Source organism: Polynucleobacter sp. AP-Feld-500C-C5, from assembly GCF_018882265.1.
Classification (GTDB): Bacteria; Pseudomonadota; Gammaproteobacteria; order Burkholderiales; family Burkholderiaceae; genus Polynucleobacter.
Window position 1 is genome coordinate 193,196 of the sequence record NZ_JACVOW010000020.1, and the last position, 14,487, is coordinate 207,682.

Consider the following 14,487-nt stretch of genomic DNA (forward strand, 5'->3'; position numbering starts at 1 on the left):
TTTTTTGCTTCAAAGTAGGGCGAATTACATTTAAGTTTGACTTTAATTAAAAAAGAGATTTTTGAGGACTAAAAATGAACAAAACCCTAAAACTGGTACTTGCTGGCGTAATTTCTATTGCTGCTACTGCTACTTCTGCTCAAAAGGTTGACAACTGGGTCAATTCAACTGGTACATCTTGGAAAAACGGCGACGGCACATTGTGCTGGCGTGACAGCAGCTGGACTCCAGCTACTGCTGCTAAGGGTTGCGACGGTGCTTTGACTGCTGCTCCTGCTGCTGCCGCTTCTGGCGTAAGCCAAAGCAAGATTACTTTGCAAGCTGACACACTGTATGACTTCAACAAGTCTGATTTGAAGCCAGAAGGCAAAGCAACTTTGGACAAGATCGCTAGAGATTTGGGCAAGATCAAGTTAGAAGTAATTATTGCTGTTGGTAACACTGATAGCGTTGGTTCAGATGCATACAACATGGCCCTCGGTCAGCGTCGTGCGCAATCCGTTAAAGCATACTTGGTAAGCAAGGGTGTTGACGGTAGCCGTATCTACACAGAATCAAAAGGTAAGAGCAATCCAGTTGCAAGCAATGCAACTGAAGAAGGTCGCGCCAAGAACCGCCGTACTGACATCGAAGTTGTTGGTACAGCTGCTAAGTAATTCTTTTTACTTGTAAAAAAGCCCGCTTCTAGCGGGCTTTTTTATTTCCACTATATTCATAAACTTCACAAACAGTCTCACACTGAACGAACCCAATATGAACGTCGATCAATCTGAAATCGCTAAATTTAGCGCCCTAGCCCATCGTTGGTGGGATCCCAATAGCGAATTCAAACCCTTGCACGCAATCAATCCATTACGCCTCAATTGGATTCAATCCATCATCAATCTTGAGGGTAAGAAGGTTGTCGATATTGGTTGTGGTGGTGGCATTCTGGCCGAATCAATAGCACAATCAGGCGCCGATACTACTGGCATCGATTTATCTGAAAAAGCATTAAAGGTTGCAGAGCTACACGCATTAGAAGTGGGCGCTAAGCTCACCTATCGCTCTATCTCAGCAGAAGCCTTGGCTGAAGAACATCCCGAACAATACGATGTTCTTACTTGCATGGAAATGCTCGAACACGTTCCAGACCCAGCTTCCGTAGTACGTGCTTGTGCCAAACTCTGTAAACCTGGTGGCACATTATTTTTCAGCACCCTCAATCGCAATCCGAAGTCCTACTTATTTGCCATTATTGGCGCAGAGTACATCCTCAAACTACTGCCTAAAGGTACTCACGAATACGCTAAATTTATTAAGCCATCTGAGTTGGTCGCTTTTACACGACAGGCAGGCTTGGAGATGCTTGACTTGAAGGGTATGACTTACAACCCGCTCACACAAGTCTATAGCTTGAATGATGATGTAGATGTGAACTACATGATTGCAGTGCGAAAGTGATTCAGAGCGTGAATCATTTATCGAGTCCTTACGAGGGAGTCTTCTTTGACCTAGACGGCACTCTGGCAGATACTGCGCCTGACTTGGTGGCTGCAGTGAATCAACTCGTCCTAGCACGCAAGGCATCGCCAAAACCATATGAACTGCTTCGCCCTTATGCCTCTGCTGGTGCCCGCGGGCTAATTGAAGGTGCATTCGGAATGAGACCCGATCACCCCGATTACCTCTCTTTGCGAGATGAATTTTTAAGTAATTACCAAAATGCGCTGATGGTGAATAGCACTTTATTTGATGGGATAAGTCAGGTGCTAGATCAACTCGAAGCCGCCAGCATTCCTTGGGGAATTGTTACCAACAAACATGAACGATTTACTAAGCCCATTACTGAACAAATGGGTCTACATCAAAGGGCCATATCGACAGTCTCGGGTGACACTACAGCGCATGCAAAACCCCATCCTGAGCCGATATTGCATGCCGCAAGGATCGCCAGCATTGACCCTGCAAAATCTATTTACATTGGCGACGATATTCGGGATGTGATTGCAGGCAAAGCAGCGGGCATGCAAACTGTTGCGGCTGCCTATGGCTATTGTGGCTGCAAAGAGCCTCCTGAGGCCTGGGGCGCAGATTTCATTATCAATTCCCCACTCGAACTAATAAAAATCATCTTCCCCAATCAGGGTTAAGTCAAAGATATTTAACAATTTAAGGCCAGCGGCTTTAAAATAGACCTTCCTATGCATGAACTCTGGGGTCGACATGGTTTCGACGTGGATTACAAAGCATCAAGGGCATACCGAGGACCCGTTATCTCGTAAATCAATGGGAATGTAATAACTGCTAACGACGAACGTTACGCACTAGCCGCTTAATTGCGGTTGCCCCTGAACTGATTCTCTCTTGGGTCAGGTAGCGCAAGCTACATCAGGGTCATATACAAGAGATAAGACTATTTTGTGTCACGAAGAATAGTACGAAAACCTAGTGAATCGTCAGCGAGGAACGTGTCAATCCGTGCCTAACTGATTAAATCAAACGATATGACTAAGTATGTAGAACTTGTTGTGGAGGATTTGCGGACGCGGGTTCGATTCCCGCCGACTCCACCATTTTGAAGTATGTAACAGTCCAACGCCACCCACCAGGGTGGCGTTTTTCTTTGCAGTCAAGGCAGGTTTATAAGTCTATTGTGGTAAAAAACCTTTGTTCTTATAGAAATTTGGTACCTATAGGTATTAAATTAGTTTTATTATTGATACCTATAGGTTACAATTATGATTATTAATTAATACCCATAGGTATCAATATGAATAAGAAATTCGCTAACCTACAGCTCCATCAAATGGAATCTACCCTTACTAAGTTAAGGGAAACTCACCTTCCAAACCGCCCAGGTAATGGGTGGGCTAAAGCCATTCGAGAATCCTTAGGCATGTCAGCATCTGCATTGGCTCGTAAGCTGGGTGTTACACCCCATAGCATCGCCAAGCTAGAAAAAGCTGAGGTAGATGAAAAAATCACCTTGGCTAGTCTTAGAAAACTGGCTGACGCTTTAGATTGTGAATTGCAATATACCCTGGTGCCACGCAAGTCATTAGAGGAAATCCTGGAAGATCGTGCCATTTCGGTTGCGCGGGAGCGCTTGCGCCCCATTTCTCACTCAATGAGTCTTGAAGATCAGGCGGTGGACAAGTCTGCCAGTGAAAAGCAACTCCAACTACTGGCAAAAGAGATTCTGGATGGTCCTAGAAGGAATCTGTGGTGATTCGTTTTGAATATCCGCTAGGGGCTACTCCGATTGATCCAGATGAAGCCCTTGGTCTCATTCCAAAACACATTAGTACGCAAGCTGATTTAAATGCTTGGGAAGAATTGAATATTGTCGAAGGCGCAAATTGGATCGCGCGTCAAAAGATTATTCAAGGCTTGAATGAAGGGCTCGTACGTGAGCTACATCGCCGTATGTTTAACCAAACATGGCTCTGGGCTGGCACGTTCAGAAAGAGCGCCAAGAATATCGGTATTGACTGGACCCAGATTGCTGTTGCCCTTAAGAATCTCTTAGATAACACTAGCTATCAGATTAAAAATAAGGTGATGTCCATTGATGAAATCGTAGTACGCTTTCATCATCAACTTGTGCTAATCCATGCGTTTCCGAACGGTAATGGTCGACATGCTCGCCTTATAGCAGACGCACTCATTGTCAATCTTGGTGGCAAGAGATTTTCTTGGGGTAGCAATACTGCAATCACCAACCTAGATGTTGTCCGCCAAAACTACTTATCAGCACTGCGCACTGCGGATAAGAGCGATATCGCGCCGTTAATGGATTTTGCTAGACAATAAAACGAAATTCCTGGGTTTCCAGTAAATTAAAGAAAAATCAAGAAACTGGAGACTGAAGTTGGCCAACGATCAATTGCCTACCTACCAATACCTCGCCGTTGAGGGTGCGGACTTGGTGCGAGTTACTTTAAACCGACCTGAAGTTCGCAATGCTTTTAACGCGGGTTTGATTGGCGAGTTGCATGATGTCTTTACAAAGTTAGGGGCTGATGATCACTGTCGAGTGATTGTGCTTCAAGCTATGGGTAAAAGTTTTTGTGCGGGTGCTGATCTCAATTGGATGAAGAACATGGCCAACTTCACCAATGAAGAAAATATTGCTGACTCTAGAAAGATGGCGCTGATGCTCAATGCCATTTATTCCTGCCCAAAACCAGTAATTGCCAAAGTACAAGGCGATGCCTATGCTGGTGGCGTCGGATTAGCTGCAGTATGCGACATCGTAGTTGCCTCCTCACAAGTTCGCTTCTGCATATCGGAAGCTAAATTAGGTTTGTTACCAGCAACAATCGCCCCTTATGTCATTAGAGCGCTAGGTGAACAAGCATCACGTAGATATTTTGTTACTGCAGAAGTCTTTACTGCTGCTCATGCAAAGGATCTAGGTTTTGTCCATGAGCTAGCTGACCCAGAAGCACTTGACAGTAAAGTCAATGAGATCTGCCAAAGCATCATCAGTAATGGTCAAATGGCGGTGATGGCGTGCAAAAAAATTGTGCAGGATATTTCACATCAAGCTATTACAAATCCTTTAATTGAGGAGACCGTAAAACGGATCGCTAGTATTCGTACAAGTGATGAAGCGCAAGCTCGCATGAAAGCCTTTCTCGAGAAAAGCAAATGAAGTCATCACCAAATCTTCCTAAAAAGGTCAAGATCGTTGAAGTAGGCCCTAGAGATGGCTTGCAAAATGAAAAAGAGTTTGTGCCCATTGAGATCAAAGTTGAGCTCATCAATCAACTTTCCAATGCAGGCTTCCCCAATATCGAAGCAGCCTCCTTTGTATCGCCTAAGTGGATTCCACAAATGGCAGGCAGCGCTGAAGTGATGGCTACGATTGCCAGGAAATCAGACATCATCTATTCGGCCCTCACCCCCAATATGAAAGGATATGAGGACGCATTAGCAGCAAAAACAGATGAGATCGTCATCTTTTCTGCTGCCTCCGAAGTCTTTGCTCAAAAAAATATCAATTGCAGTATCGCTGAATCGGTTGAGCGTTTTATTCCTGTAGTCAATGCCGCCAAACGTGATGGTATTCGGGTTCGCGGCAGCATCTCATGTTCATTTGCTTGCCCCTATCAAGGTTTAGTAGAGCCTAGGCAAGTTGCTGAGGTAGTTAAAAGAATGATGGATTTAGGTTGCGATGAAATCGATATTGCAGATACGATTGGAGTGGGCACTCCCGGACAGGTTGCTGCAGTATTTGAAGAAATACTGGCATTTGCTCCTAAAGAATTATTCTCTGGGCACTTTCATGACACCTATGGGCAATCGCTTGCCAATATTTATGCTGCCATGGAAATGGGTATCAGTATTTTTCACTCCTCTATCGCTGGATTAGGTGGCTGCCCTTATGCCAAAGGTGCAACTGGCAATGTCGCTACCGAAGATGTCTTATATATGCTCAAAGGGTTGAGCATTGAAACAGGTATAGACTTTGATGCTGCTGTAAACATTGGCGAATACATCACCAATACAATTGGCAAGCCTAATGCTTCTCGGGTTGGACGAGCACTTGCCGCTAAAAAATCAACCGGAGATTAATATGAATAGATTATGTACACTCTTTGCACTCGCGCTTACTGCAGGCTCATTACACTGTGCCGCGCAAAGCTATCCGTCCTCGAATATCACGATGGTTGTACCTTTTGCAGCTGGTAGCGGGACAGATGGGGTCGCTCGTGTGATGGCAACCAAGATGAGTAGCATATTAGGACAGCCCGTCATCATTGACAACAAACCTGGTGCGAGCGCACAGATTGGCGCTCAACTTGTAGCCTCAGCCAAGCCTGATGGCTATACCCTGTTGATGACTACCAATACTTCGCACTCAGCCAACCCTTGGTTATTTCAAAATCTAAAGTACGACCCCATTAAAGACTTCACACCGATTGCACGCGTTGGTGAACTTCCATTCGTGCTTTGTGTGAACAACGACCTCCCCGTTAAAACCGTCCAAGAACTGATTGATTACGCCAAAGCCAATCCTGGCAAACTATCTTATGGCACACCAAACAGTACTTCACTAGTGACAACCGAAACGATCATGCATTTGACCAAAATTAGCATGACACAAATTCCCTATAAATCTAGCCCACAAGCGCTGACGGATCTTATTGGAAATCAAATTCAGGTATATGTGGCAGATACAGGTTCAGGGATGGCGATGATTAAAGCCGGTAAAGTACGCGCCATTGGTTTAACTGGTAACAGACCTTATGCACAATTACCGAATGTTCCGCCTATTGCGAAAACCATCGCCGGCTTTGATCTTGTGTCATGGAATGGAGTCTTTGGTCCGGCCAATCTTCCTAAGCCCATCATAGACAAAATCAATGCTGCAATTCAAGAGGCTACTAAAGATAAAGAAGTGCAAGCCAAATTAGCACAACTTGGCTTTGTCATTTGGCCATCCAAGAACCCACAAGACTTTGCTCAATACGTTAGTGATCAAATGGCTTACTGGGGTAAGTTGATTATTCAATCAGGCATTAAGTCTGAACTTAACTAATTCGTAGATTCTCAAGGAATATGATGGGCCCATTAGCTGGCGTTCGCATTTTAGATTTGACCTCAGTCATATTGGGACCTTTTGCGACTCAAATATTGGCATCCATGGGCGCAGAAATTATTAAGATTGAAACCCCTGAGGGTGACAATATGCGCGATGTTGGCCCCATGAGAAATCCAAAGATGGGTCACATCTTTTTACAAGCCAATCGCGGTAAAAAGAGTATCGTTTTGGATCTCAAAAATTCCGAATCCAAGCAAGTCACATTAGATCTTGCGAAAACGGTAGATGTCTTTATTTCTAATATCAGACCTCAAGCGCTCGATCGTCTTGGCTTGGGTTATGCAGATGTAAAAAAAGTAAATGAGAAAATCATTTATGTTTCCTGCTCAGGATTTGGCCTGAATGGACCATATGCAGATAAACCTGCTTACGATGACTTGATCCAAGGCGCCACAGGTGTACCCTGGTTAATGCAAGAACATGGGGTACACGAACCTCGCTATGCCCCGACTACTCTGGGAGACAGGGTCACGGGTCTTCATTCAGTATATGCAGTGACTTCAGCCCTATACGCCAGAGAAAAAACAGGTAAGGGGCAACACGTTGTAGTTCCCATGTTTGAATCGATTGCCCAGTTTATTTTAGGAGATCACCTAGGCGGAGAATCCTTCATCCCCCCGATTGGTAAATCGGGATATGCCCGACTTCTATCCCACTACCGCAAACCATATGCCACACAAGATGGCTATATCTCCATCCTGATCTATAACGATAAACATTGGAAAAGTTTTTTTGAGGCCATTGGCCAAGCAGAGCGACTACAGGAAGAAATCTTTTGTACGCACACGAATCGCGCCAACAATATCGACCAGGTTTATAGCGAGGTTGAGAAAATCATTCAAACCAGAACTACTTCGCAGTGGCGTCAACTTCTGGATCAGTACGACCTACCAAATCAGCCCATGAATTCAATTAGCGATTTGATTCAGGATGAGCACCTCAATCAGACTGCCTTCATTCATACTGAAAATCATCCGAGTGAAGGACAAATTCGGGTCATGAATAGCCCCGTATCTTGGTCTGAAACGCCTGCAGAAGAAAACCTCAGTCCCGCCCCCACACTCGGTCAACACACTGCCGAGATTTTGCGGGAACTGGGTTACGCAGAAGATGCCATTGCATCCTTAATCCGTTCAGGAATGAAAAAATGAATTTTCAGTTCACGCCAGAGCAGCTGCAAATTCAAGATGCTATTGAAAAACTGTGTAAACCATTCGATGCAGACTATTGGCTTAAAAAAGACCAGTTGGGCGACTTTCCCTTTGATTTCCATCAAACACTAGCCGATGCTGGCTGGCTGGGAATAGCAATGCCCCAAGAATATGGTGGTGCAGGTCTAGGCATTACTGAAGCCGCCTTAATGATGCGCTCCATCTCAGGAAGTGGCGCAGGCTTATCCGGGGCCTCTGCAGTGCACATGAATATTTTTGGTTTGCACCCAGTAGTCGTATTTGGTTCAGATGAACAAAAGCAACGCTGGTTACCGCCATTGATTGCAGGCAAAGATCGCGCCTGTTTTGGGGTGACAGAACCTAATGCTGGCCTCAATACCCTAAAGCTTTCGACTAAAGCCGAGAAACAGGGAGATCACTACCTTGTAAGCGGACAAAAGATTTGGATTTCGACCGCTCAGGTTGCTACAAAAATTTTACTGCTAGCACGTACTACGCCTGTTGAAGACGCGAAGGGCACTGAAGGTCTATCCCTGTTTTATACCGACCTCGATCGCTCCTGTATTGATGTGCGTGAAATTGAAAAAATGGGTCGTAAATGTGTCGACTCTAACGAAGTGTTTATTGATCAGCTAAAGATTCCAGTACAAGATTTAATTGGAGAAGAGGGTAAAGGCTTCTCTTATATTCTGCATGGCTTAAATCCCGAAAGAATTTTGATTGCGGCTGAAGCCATTGGTCTTGGTCAAGCAGCCTTAGCTCGCGGAGCTCTGTATGCAAAAGAACGGATTGTGTTTGATCGACCTATTGGTCAAAACCAAGGCATTCAACACCCACTAGCTAAATCTTGGATGGAATTAGAAGCTGCTGACCTCATGGTATTTAAGGCTGCGAGTTTGTATGATGCAAAACTGTCTTGCGCCGCAGAAGCAAATGCTGCTAAGTACCTAGCAGCAGAAGCCTGTTTTCATGCCTGCGAGAATGCCATCATGACTCATGGTGGCATGGGTTATGCCAAGGAATACCATGTAGAGCGCTATCTTCGAGAGTCATGGATTCCACGTTTAGCCCCGGTTAGCCCACAACTCATTCTTTGTTTTATTGCCGAAAAGGTCTTAGGCCTGCCAAAATCTTATTGATATTTATTTAGAAAGCACATCGATGAGCAATACTAAATCCCGTTACTTCGTTAAGGCTGGAGAAGTTGAAGGCTATCACCCAGCAAACCATCATGGGACCGTCAATCGTCGACTCATCGGTAGTGAGACTGTCGGCGCAAAACAGTTAGAAGTGCTTCATGGCACCATTGAAAAAGGTAAGGGCGCTCTACCCCATGCTCACCCTGGAATAGAACAGGTCTGCTATATGCTCGAAGGACGCGCCAGAGCTGAAGTGAATGGCGAAGTCTGTGAAATGGGCCCAGGTGATGCCTGTTTTTTCCCTGCAGATGCCATGCATGTATTTACCGTCATCAGTGAAGAACCAGTGAAGGTCTTGGTCATCTACTCTCCACCTTATGAAGAGAACCCCAAAAGAGTTATCAGACCAACCTGAGGCAAATGCCACTCACAAGAGTGGCATTTTTCTATCTAGTTAATTGAACTGATAACTCATGCCCGCTTGGAAATTAAGGGGCGCCCCTGGAAAGATTCCATCTGGGCTACGGCTAGCGATATAACGCTTATCGAATAGATTATTCACCACGCCAAATACTTTCCACTCTTTATTGATAGCGTAGTTTGCACTCCAGTTAACCGTTGCGAAGGCAGGAATCTCACCCAGCGTTCCAATTGCATTTTGTGTAACTGTATTTGCTGCATCAGCGTATTGAGCAGAAATATAATTGACTGAGACTAAAGTATTGAAGCCATTTTTTTGATAATTGATACCTAAGTTAGAAGTGAGCTCGGGCGTGTAAGGAATTCGTTTGCCATCCCTTCCCATTGAGCTCGTACCAACAAACTTAGCAACAGGTATATAGGTTGCATTAGTGTTGAGACTCCAGCCTCGACCCAGCTCATAGCCTAAAGCCAATTCAAGACCTTGATGCAGACTCTTTCCGCCATTTGCTTTTGATATTCCTGAAGCAAGACTCTGATTGACGATCTGATTACTGAAATCCATACTGAAAACAGCAGAGTCATAAGAAAGAGCTCCCGAGCGCCCCCTCAATCCCAGCTCCATATTTGTGGAACGCTCTGGAGCAAGCTGTTGATCTACTCCTTTATCATCAATTGCTGTAGCTAATTGAGCTGGAGCAAAGCCCTTATAAATGCTGCTATAAATCTGTGCCTCTGGAATGAGCTGCCAGGTGGCACCGAGCTGGGGAACAGTTTCAATATTCTTGGCATTACCACTTTTACCTGAAATCACATTAGAACGATTTTGGTTATAGCTTTCAATTCGGACCCCAGGAATCAGGGCAAAGTTTTGAGTAATTGAGAATCGGTTTTGAGCGTACATTGCAACTGAGTTAGCCTTATTTTCCTCATGTAATGAAAGCCGTCCAGAATGTGCAAAGGTTTGTGAAGTCACGACTTGATTAGACTGTGACTCTGTATGCAGGCGAACACCAAACTCAGCCTCATTAGAGATACCAAGAGCTTCATAGGCATGTGAAACACGGGAATCTATTCCTAGCATTTGAAACTCTCGATTGCGACCTGCCAAACAATCTGCCCCAACATTACAGGGCTTAAAAACTGTTGCATCCTGGGTGCGATCTGCAATAGACTGCCTCCAGTAATCTCGCCCCAGCCTACTCCAATACACCAATGTATTGACCTTGGTATCAGAGTCAATCTCCAAGGAATGGTTAATGTCTACTGCATTTCTTTGCGTAATAAAGCGATCGTTAGGGGCTGGATTAATGCCCGAGTTCGCTACAAACTGATTTGGGCGTAGACCAACATAAGAGGTATTGATGTTGTTGTCGTAGTGGCTATATTTCAGACTTAACCACTGATTCTGAGCAACTTGCATACCTCCTTTGAGCAAGATGTCATACATCTTGAATCCATTATTTTGATAACCATTCGACTCAGCTTGGATGACATTAATCCCTCCAATCATTCCATTGGAATCAGATTTTCCGCCAGCCTCTATTTCTGCCAAATGGTATCCATAATTACCAAGCTTGCCGGTTAATTTAAAACCTGAAGCGGGAGTTTTACTCAGGTAATTGATGACGCCACCGATGTTGGAAGGGCCGTACTGAAGTCCAGAAGCACCCTTTAAGATCTCAATACTACTAATACGTTCGACTGGAGGACTATAGTACGAGGCATTGGAAATAAATAAGCTGGGTTGAATGGGTGCCCCATCCTCTAGAAGCAGGACTTTAGAACTGCGACTGGGGTTCAATCCGCGAATACCAATATTAGGAATAGATCCAAGACCGCCCTCGTCTCCGCGAACGTTTACACCTGGGACTGTTTTTAATACATCTTGAAGAGAAAGTGGCTGAAGTAATTCAATTTGCTTTTCAGTCACAACGTCAACTGTTCCAGGAATCTGACGAGAAGCACCCTCCTCTTTTGCCACAATATCGATTCTGGGTAGTTCAATATCCTTGGCTTTTGCTAAATTTGAAAGTGCGCTTCCAAACACTAACGCGATAGATGAAAACCAAACAATCTTATTGCAGGCGCTTCCAATGACGTGATACTTCATATACAACCTCCAGTGATAAGAACAAAAAATCGCTGGCTATTTGCATATGAAAATGCTCTTGCTGGCTGCTAATTGATAAACTGCTTATTTTGTGAGAATGAGCTTCCTCAATTTGGTGATACGTAATTGATATCGATGCCCATCATGCTCAATGAATATTAGTTCTTTTGGACCCAGTAAAGTTTTGCTGGAAATAATTTGAGGTAGATCTCGACAAGATGCGTTGGGCTTTAGCTCAGAATTAGCCATACTGTTATCCATTGAGATTAAGCCTCTAAGGTAAATTGCACTGGCAAACGGAAACAGTCAACTGCATTGCTATCAAATGAATCCGCAGAAGATGCAAACTTCCATTTTGCTAATGCATTCAATGCCGAATTATCTAAACTTGGATATCCAGAGCTCCTAAGAACATCGACTTTTTCTACAGTACCCCTTGGGTTAACGCAGAGTTTCACTAGAACGATGCCCTCCTGCTTAAGACGCCTACTAATTAAAGGGTAAGTAGGTTTTGAACCATCAATTTTTTGTCGACCGATGGCGCCAGGTATTAGGGCGTCTTGGGCAAGAGGAAGAGAGGCTTGCTTCCCAGGAGAATCTGATTGAATACTGGTAGATGATGTATTTGATGTGCTGGCTTGTAGTGTTATCACGGATTTTCGCTGCAGCGATAAACCCTGATCTGAATCTCGTAAATCCATCATCATCAGTTCAGAGGGTGATTTCAAACCTCGCGCAGAATAAGGAATCAATGAGCCAACCAACAGAAGGGCATGAGCAATCAGGACAAATAAAATAAGATAAAAATTTCTGATTTGCAAGCCGCAATACACATTTCTTCCTTAAAAACCAATGGGCAGAACATCACAATATATTTACTGACGATTGTGTAAAACACATCGCAAATAAAAGTAGTACCGAATGATTTTAGGGATGAAGCTTGCTATTAACAACCCTGACGCAAATGAGGATAGATGCTGTAGGGATATTTTTACTAATGAGTATTGCCAAATATTGCTAGACGCCAGAGAGATGTAGTCTCTTGAGATCGGGCTTTATGTAATGCATCCGTCTTATCAAATACCTTTTGATGTTGTGGCTTGGTATCCAATCGAGCAATCACCTTGAGACCAGCAGCATCAATCCAAGCAAGTAACTCTTCTCTGGTACGCAAGCCTAAGTGCTCGGCTAGATCTGACAGAATCAACCAACCCTCACCTTTTGGGAGTAAGTGATCTTTCAATTGACTTAAGAAACCCTTGAGCATCTGACTATCTGGATCATAAACCGCATGCTCCAGAGATGAACTTGGTCTTGCTGGTAGCCAAGGTGGGTTACAGACAACCAAGGCCGCGTTTCCTTCAGGGAACAAATGCCTTTTTTGAATTTCAATCTGATTGTCCAGATTCAGGCGATCAATATTTTCCTGTGCACAAGCAATGGCGCGATCATCTTGATCAGTGCCAATGATCTTTTTGATTTCTCGCATTGCTAATACTATTGATAGGACGCCTGTACCCACACCGATATCAAAAGCAGTCGAATTTTCTTTGAGGGCGCTTGGAAGTGGTGCCTTGAGAACAAGCTCAATATATTCCCCGCGAATTGGTGAAAAAACGCCATAGTGTGGATGAATGCGAATCTCTTCATCATCTCTTGCCAAAATCGGCACGCCCTTCTTGCGCCACTCATGCGCACTGATAACACCGAGTAATTCTCGTAAGGAGATGACATACGACTCATTCTGATCCCCATATGCCTCAAGACAAGCTTGTGCCACATCTGGAGCGCGCCTTAAGGAAATGGTGTGATCTGCATTCACTTGAATGAGCAACATTCCTAAAATACGAGCACGCTGTGATTGAGAGAGACGATGCAAATTGAAAGTATCTAGAGAACTTTTTGTTTTGTCTTTTTCGATACGATCCACCCGTTTAGATTTTTTGGATGGCTTATCTACTCTTCTGACTAAAGCTTGCAGTAACTGGCGTGCATTCTGAAAGTCGCCTCTATAGAGAATTGCAGTACCTTCGCATGCCATACGGTATGCAATATCTGCCGTTAGCGTATCGTCGCCAATCTGAATTTTTTTATGCAAAGCAATACCATTTTCGGAATGCCATTTAGCAGCGCAAGATTGACCCGCCTCGTCCCAATGGATCATCACGAATGAATCATTCAAGAGGTCACAAAGCGATTGTTTTGGTAATCGTCGATGGCCTGTTCAATCTCAGAGCGTGTATTCATTACAAAGGGGCCGTATTGAACAATCGGCTCATGCAAAGGTAGTGCTGCAAGCACAATAAACTGCGCGCCTTCAGCACCAGCTTTCGCCTTGAGCAAATCACCATCACCTAATACGATCGCAGCCTGCTTGGGTGCAGCCTTCATGGGACCACCAAGCTCAAGATTGCCTTCATAGATATACACAAATGCGTTGAGTTCCTTGGCAACGCGATGCTCAAACTCTGCATTAGGAGGCAAATGTACATCTAGAAATAAAGGCGTAGTAGTAATCCCCTGAATAGGCCCTTGAATACTTGCAACCCCGTCCTCATAAGAGCCTGCAATCACCTTCACAGATCCACCATTCAGCAACGATGTCCTTGGAATATCTTCTACTTGAATGTCTTGATAGCCAGCTTGCTTCATTTTTTCTTTAGCGGGTAAATTAATCCATAGCTGAAAGCCTCGCATTGCGCCGCTTACTTGCTGTGGCATTTCTGAGTGGATGATTCCGCGTCCTGCCGTCATCCACTGCACTCCGCCTGTTTTGAGATGCCCTTGATTGCCCAAGTGATCCTCGTGCAACATGTGCCCTTCAAGCATATAAGTCACCGTCTCAAAACCACGATGAGGATGCGCTGGAAATCCTGCCACATAATCATTCGGATCATTCGATGAAAACTCATCGAGCATCAAGAAGGGATCAAGCCTGACTTGCTGTTGACCCCCCAAGCTGCGTCGCAACTTCACGCCTGCGCCATCAGTAGTAGCGATGCCTGGAATAATCGTTTGGATATTGCGGATCATTGAAGAATTGTTATCTTC

At 44.5% G+C, this 14,487-nt stretch carries 16 protein-coding genes and 1 other RNA gene; 12 read left to right on the forward strand and 5 right to left on the reverse strand.

From position 1 onward, the window contains the following. Window positions 1-74 precede the first annotated feature (74 nt). From ompA to ICN21_RS04535, 12 genes are all read left to right on the forward strand, one after another. Window positions 75-656, forward strand: a complete 582-nt coding sequence (gene ompA, locus ICN21_RS04480) for an outer membrane protein OmpA (protein ID WP_216176979.1) — start codon at window positions 75-77, stop codon at window positions 654-656. A gap of 97 nt (window positions 657-753) precedes the next feature. Next, a complete protein-coding gene (ubiG, locus tag ICN21_RS04485; RefSeq protein WP_216176981.1) occupies window positions 754-1,443 on the forward strand; it encodes a bifunctional 2-polyprenyl-6-hydroxyphenol methylase/3-demethylubiquinol 3-O-methyltransferase UbiG in 690 nt (229 codons plus the stop codon). 8 nt (window positions 1,444-1,451) lie between these two features. Then, window positions 1,452-2,132: an HAD-IA family hydrolase gene (locus tag ICN21_RS04490; protein ID WP_216176983.1), complete on the forward strand. Its 681-nt coding sequence runs from the start codon at window positions 1,452-1,454 to the stop codon at window positions 2,130-2,132. Window positions 2,133-2,196: 64 nt separating this feature from the next. Further along, window positions 2,197-2,555: a transfer-messenger RNA gene (ssrA, locus tag ICN21_RS04495) on the forward strand. Window positions 2,556-2,752: 197 nt separating this feature from the next. Then, on the forward strand, window positions 2,753-3,211 hold the full coding sequence (locus ICN21_RS04500) for a mobile mystery protein A (protein WP_216176985.1): 459 nt from the start codon (window positions 2,753-2,755) through the stop codon (window positions 3,209-3,211). Next, entirely contained in the window at window positions 3,208-3,795 is a 588-nt protein-coding gene (locus ICN21_RS04505) for a mobile mystery protein B (protein ID WP_370624046.1), read from the forward strand. Before ICN21_RS04500 ends, ICN21_RS04505 begins: the two co-directional genes overlap by 4 nt. Window positions 3,796-3,868: 73 nt before the next feature. Continuing rightward, complete coding sequence (locus ICN21_RS04510; protein WP_216177124.1) at window positions 3,869-4,639, forward strand: enoyl-CoA hydratase/isomerase family protein; 771 nt, start codon at window positions 3,869-3,871, stop codon at window positions 4,637-4,639. After that, window positions 4,636-5,562, forward strand: coding sequence for a hydroxymethylglutaryl-CoA lyase (locus ICN21_RS04515; protein WP_216176989.1), 927 nt, complete (start codon window positions 4,636-4,638; stop codon window positions 5,560-5,562). The genes ICN21_RS04510 and ICN21_RS04515 overlap by 4 nt, the downstream gene beginning before the upstream one ends. Before the next feature lies 1 nt (window position 5,563). Further along, window positions 5,564-6,529 carry a tripartite tricarboxylate transporter substrate binding protein gene (locus ICN21_RS04520; RefSeq protein WP_216176991.1) on the forward strand — a complete coding sequence of 322 codons (966 nt, stop codon included), beginning with the start codon at window positions 5,564-5,566 and terminating at the stop codon, window positions 6,527-6,529. Window positions 6,530-6,549: 20 nt separating this feature from the next. After that, on the forward strand, window positions 6,550-7,743 hold the full coding sequence (locus ICN21_RS04525; protein ID WP_216176993.1) for a CaiB/BaiF CoA-transferase family protein: 1,194 nt from the start codon (window positions 6,550-6,552) through the stop codon (window positions 7,741-7,743). Continuing rightward, complete coding sequence (locus ICN21_RS04530; protein ID WP_216176995.1) at window positions 7,740-8,903, forward strand: acyl-CoA dehydrogenase family protein; 1,164 nt, start codon at window positions 7,740-7,742, stop codon at window positions 8,901-8,903. The genes ICN21_RS04525 and ICN21_RS04530 overlap by 4 nt, the downstream gene beginning before the upstream one ends. A 22-nt stretch (window positions 8,904-8,925) precedes the next feature. Then, complete coding sequence (locus ICN21_RS04535) at window positions 8,926-9,318, forward strand: cupin domain-containing protein (protein ID WP_215295491.1); 393 nt, start codon at window positions 8,926-8,928, stop codon at window positions 9,316-9,318. 39 nt (window positions 9,319-9,357) lie between these two features. On the opposite strand, the gene ICN21_RS04540 is transcribed toward ICN21_RS04535, so the two are convergent. The 5 genes from ICN21_RS04540 to ICN21_RS04560 form a co-directional block, all read right to left on the reverse strand. Then, window positions 9,358-11,436, reverse strand: a complete 2,079-nt coding sequence (locus ICN21_RS04540; protein ID WP_216176997.1) for a TonB-dependent receptor domain-containing protein — start codon at window positions 11,434-11,436, stop codon at window positions 9,358-9,360. A gap of 84 nt (window positions 11,437-11,520) precedes the next feature. Continuing rightward, on the reverse strand, window positions 11,521-11,697 hold the full coding sequence (locus ICN21_RS04545) for a hemin uptake protein HemP (RefSeq protein ID WP_323481956.1): 177 nt from the start codon (window positions 11,695-11,697) through the stop codon (window positions 11,521-11,523). A gap of 5 nt (window positions 11,698-11,702) precedes the next feature. Next, on the reverse strand, window positions 11,703-12,269 hold the full coding sequence (locus tag ICN21_RS04550) for an energy transducer TonB (protein WP_216176999.1): 567 nt from the start codon (window positions 12,267-12,269) through the stop codon (window positions 11,703-11,705). Between the two features lie 161 nt (window positions 12,270-12,430). Further along, on the reverse strand, window positions 12,431-13,600 hold the full coding sequence (locus tag ICN21_RS04555; RefSeq protein ID WP_216177126.1) for a class I SAM-dependent methyltransferase: 1,170 nt from the start codon (window positions 13,598-13,600) through the stop codon (window positions 12,431-12,433). Window positions 13,601-13,614: 14 nt separating this feature from the next. After that, window positions 13,615-14,469 carry a pirin family protein gene (locus ICN21_RS04560; protein ID WP_216177001.1) on the reverse strand — a complete coding sequence of 285 codons (855 nt, stop codon included), beginning with the start codon at window positions 14,467-14,469 and terminating at the stop codon, window positions 13,615-13,617. Window positions 14,470-14,487: the final 18 nt, after the last annotated feature.

Bases quoted from the DNA above. Each gene is read 5' to 3' on its own strand.
- ICN21_RS04560 (WP_216177001.1), bottom strand. From the start codon at position 14,469: ATGATCCGCAATATCCAAACGATTATTCCAGGCATCGCTACTACTGAT.
- ICN21_RS04540 (WP_216176997.1), bottom strand. From the start codon at position 11,436: ATGAAGTATCACGTCATTGGAAGCGCCTGCAATAAGATTGTTTGGTTT.
- ompA (WP_216176979.1), top strand. From the start codon at position 75: ATGAACAAAACCCTAAAACTGGTACTTGCTGGCGTAATTTCTATTGCT.
- ICN21_RS04500 (WP_216176985.1), top strand. From the start codon at position 2,753: ATGAATAAGAAATTCGCTAACCTACAGCTCCATCAAATGGAATCTACC.
- ICN21_RS04520 (WP_216176991.1), top strand. From the start codon at position 5,564: ATGAATAGATTATGTACACTCTTTGCACTCGCGCTTACTGCAGGCTCA.
- ubiG (WP_216176981.1), top strand. From the start codon at position 754: ATGAACGTCGATCAATCTGAAATCGCTAAATTTAGCGCCCTAGCCCAT.
- ICN21_RS04555 (WP_216177126.1), bottom strand. From the start codon at position 13,600: ATGATCCATTGGGACGAGGCGGGTCAATCTTGCGCTGCTAAATGGCAT.
- ICN21_RS04515 (WP_216176989.1), top strand. From the start codon at position 4,636: ATGAAGTCATCACCAAATCTTCCTAAAAAGGTCAAGATCGTTGAAGTA.
- ICN21_RS04525 (WP_216176993.1), top strand. From the start codon at position 6,550: ATGATGGGCCCATTAGCTGGCGTTCGCATTTTAGATTTGACCTCAGTC.
- ICN21_RS04545 (WP_323481956.1), bottom strand. From the start codon at position 11,697: ATGGATAACAGTATGGCTAATTCTGAGCTAAAGCCCAACGCATCTTGT.
- ICN21_RS04530 (WP_216176995.1), top strand. From the start codon at position 7,740: ATGAATTTTCAGTTCACGCCAGAGCAGCTGCAAATTCAAGATGCTATT.
- ICN21_RS04535 (WP_215295491.1), top strand. From the start codon at position 8,926: ATGAGCAATACTAAATCCCGTTACTTCGTTAAGGCTGGAGAAGTTGAA.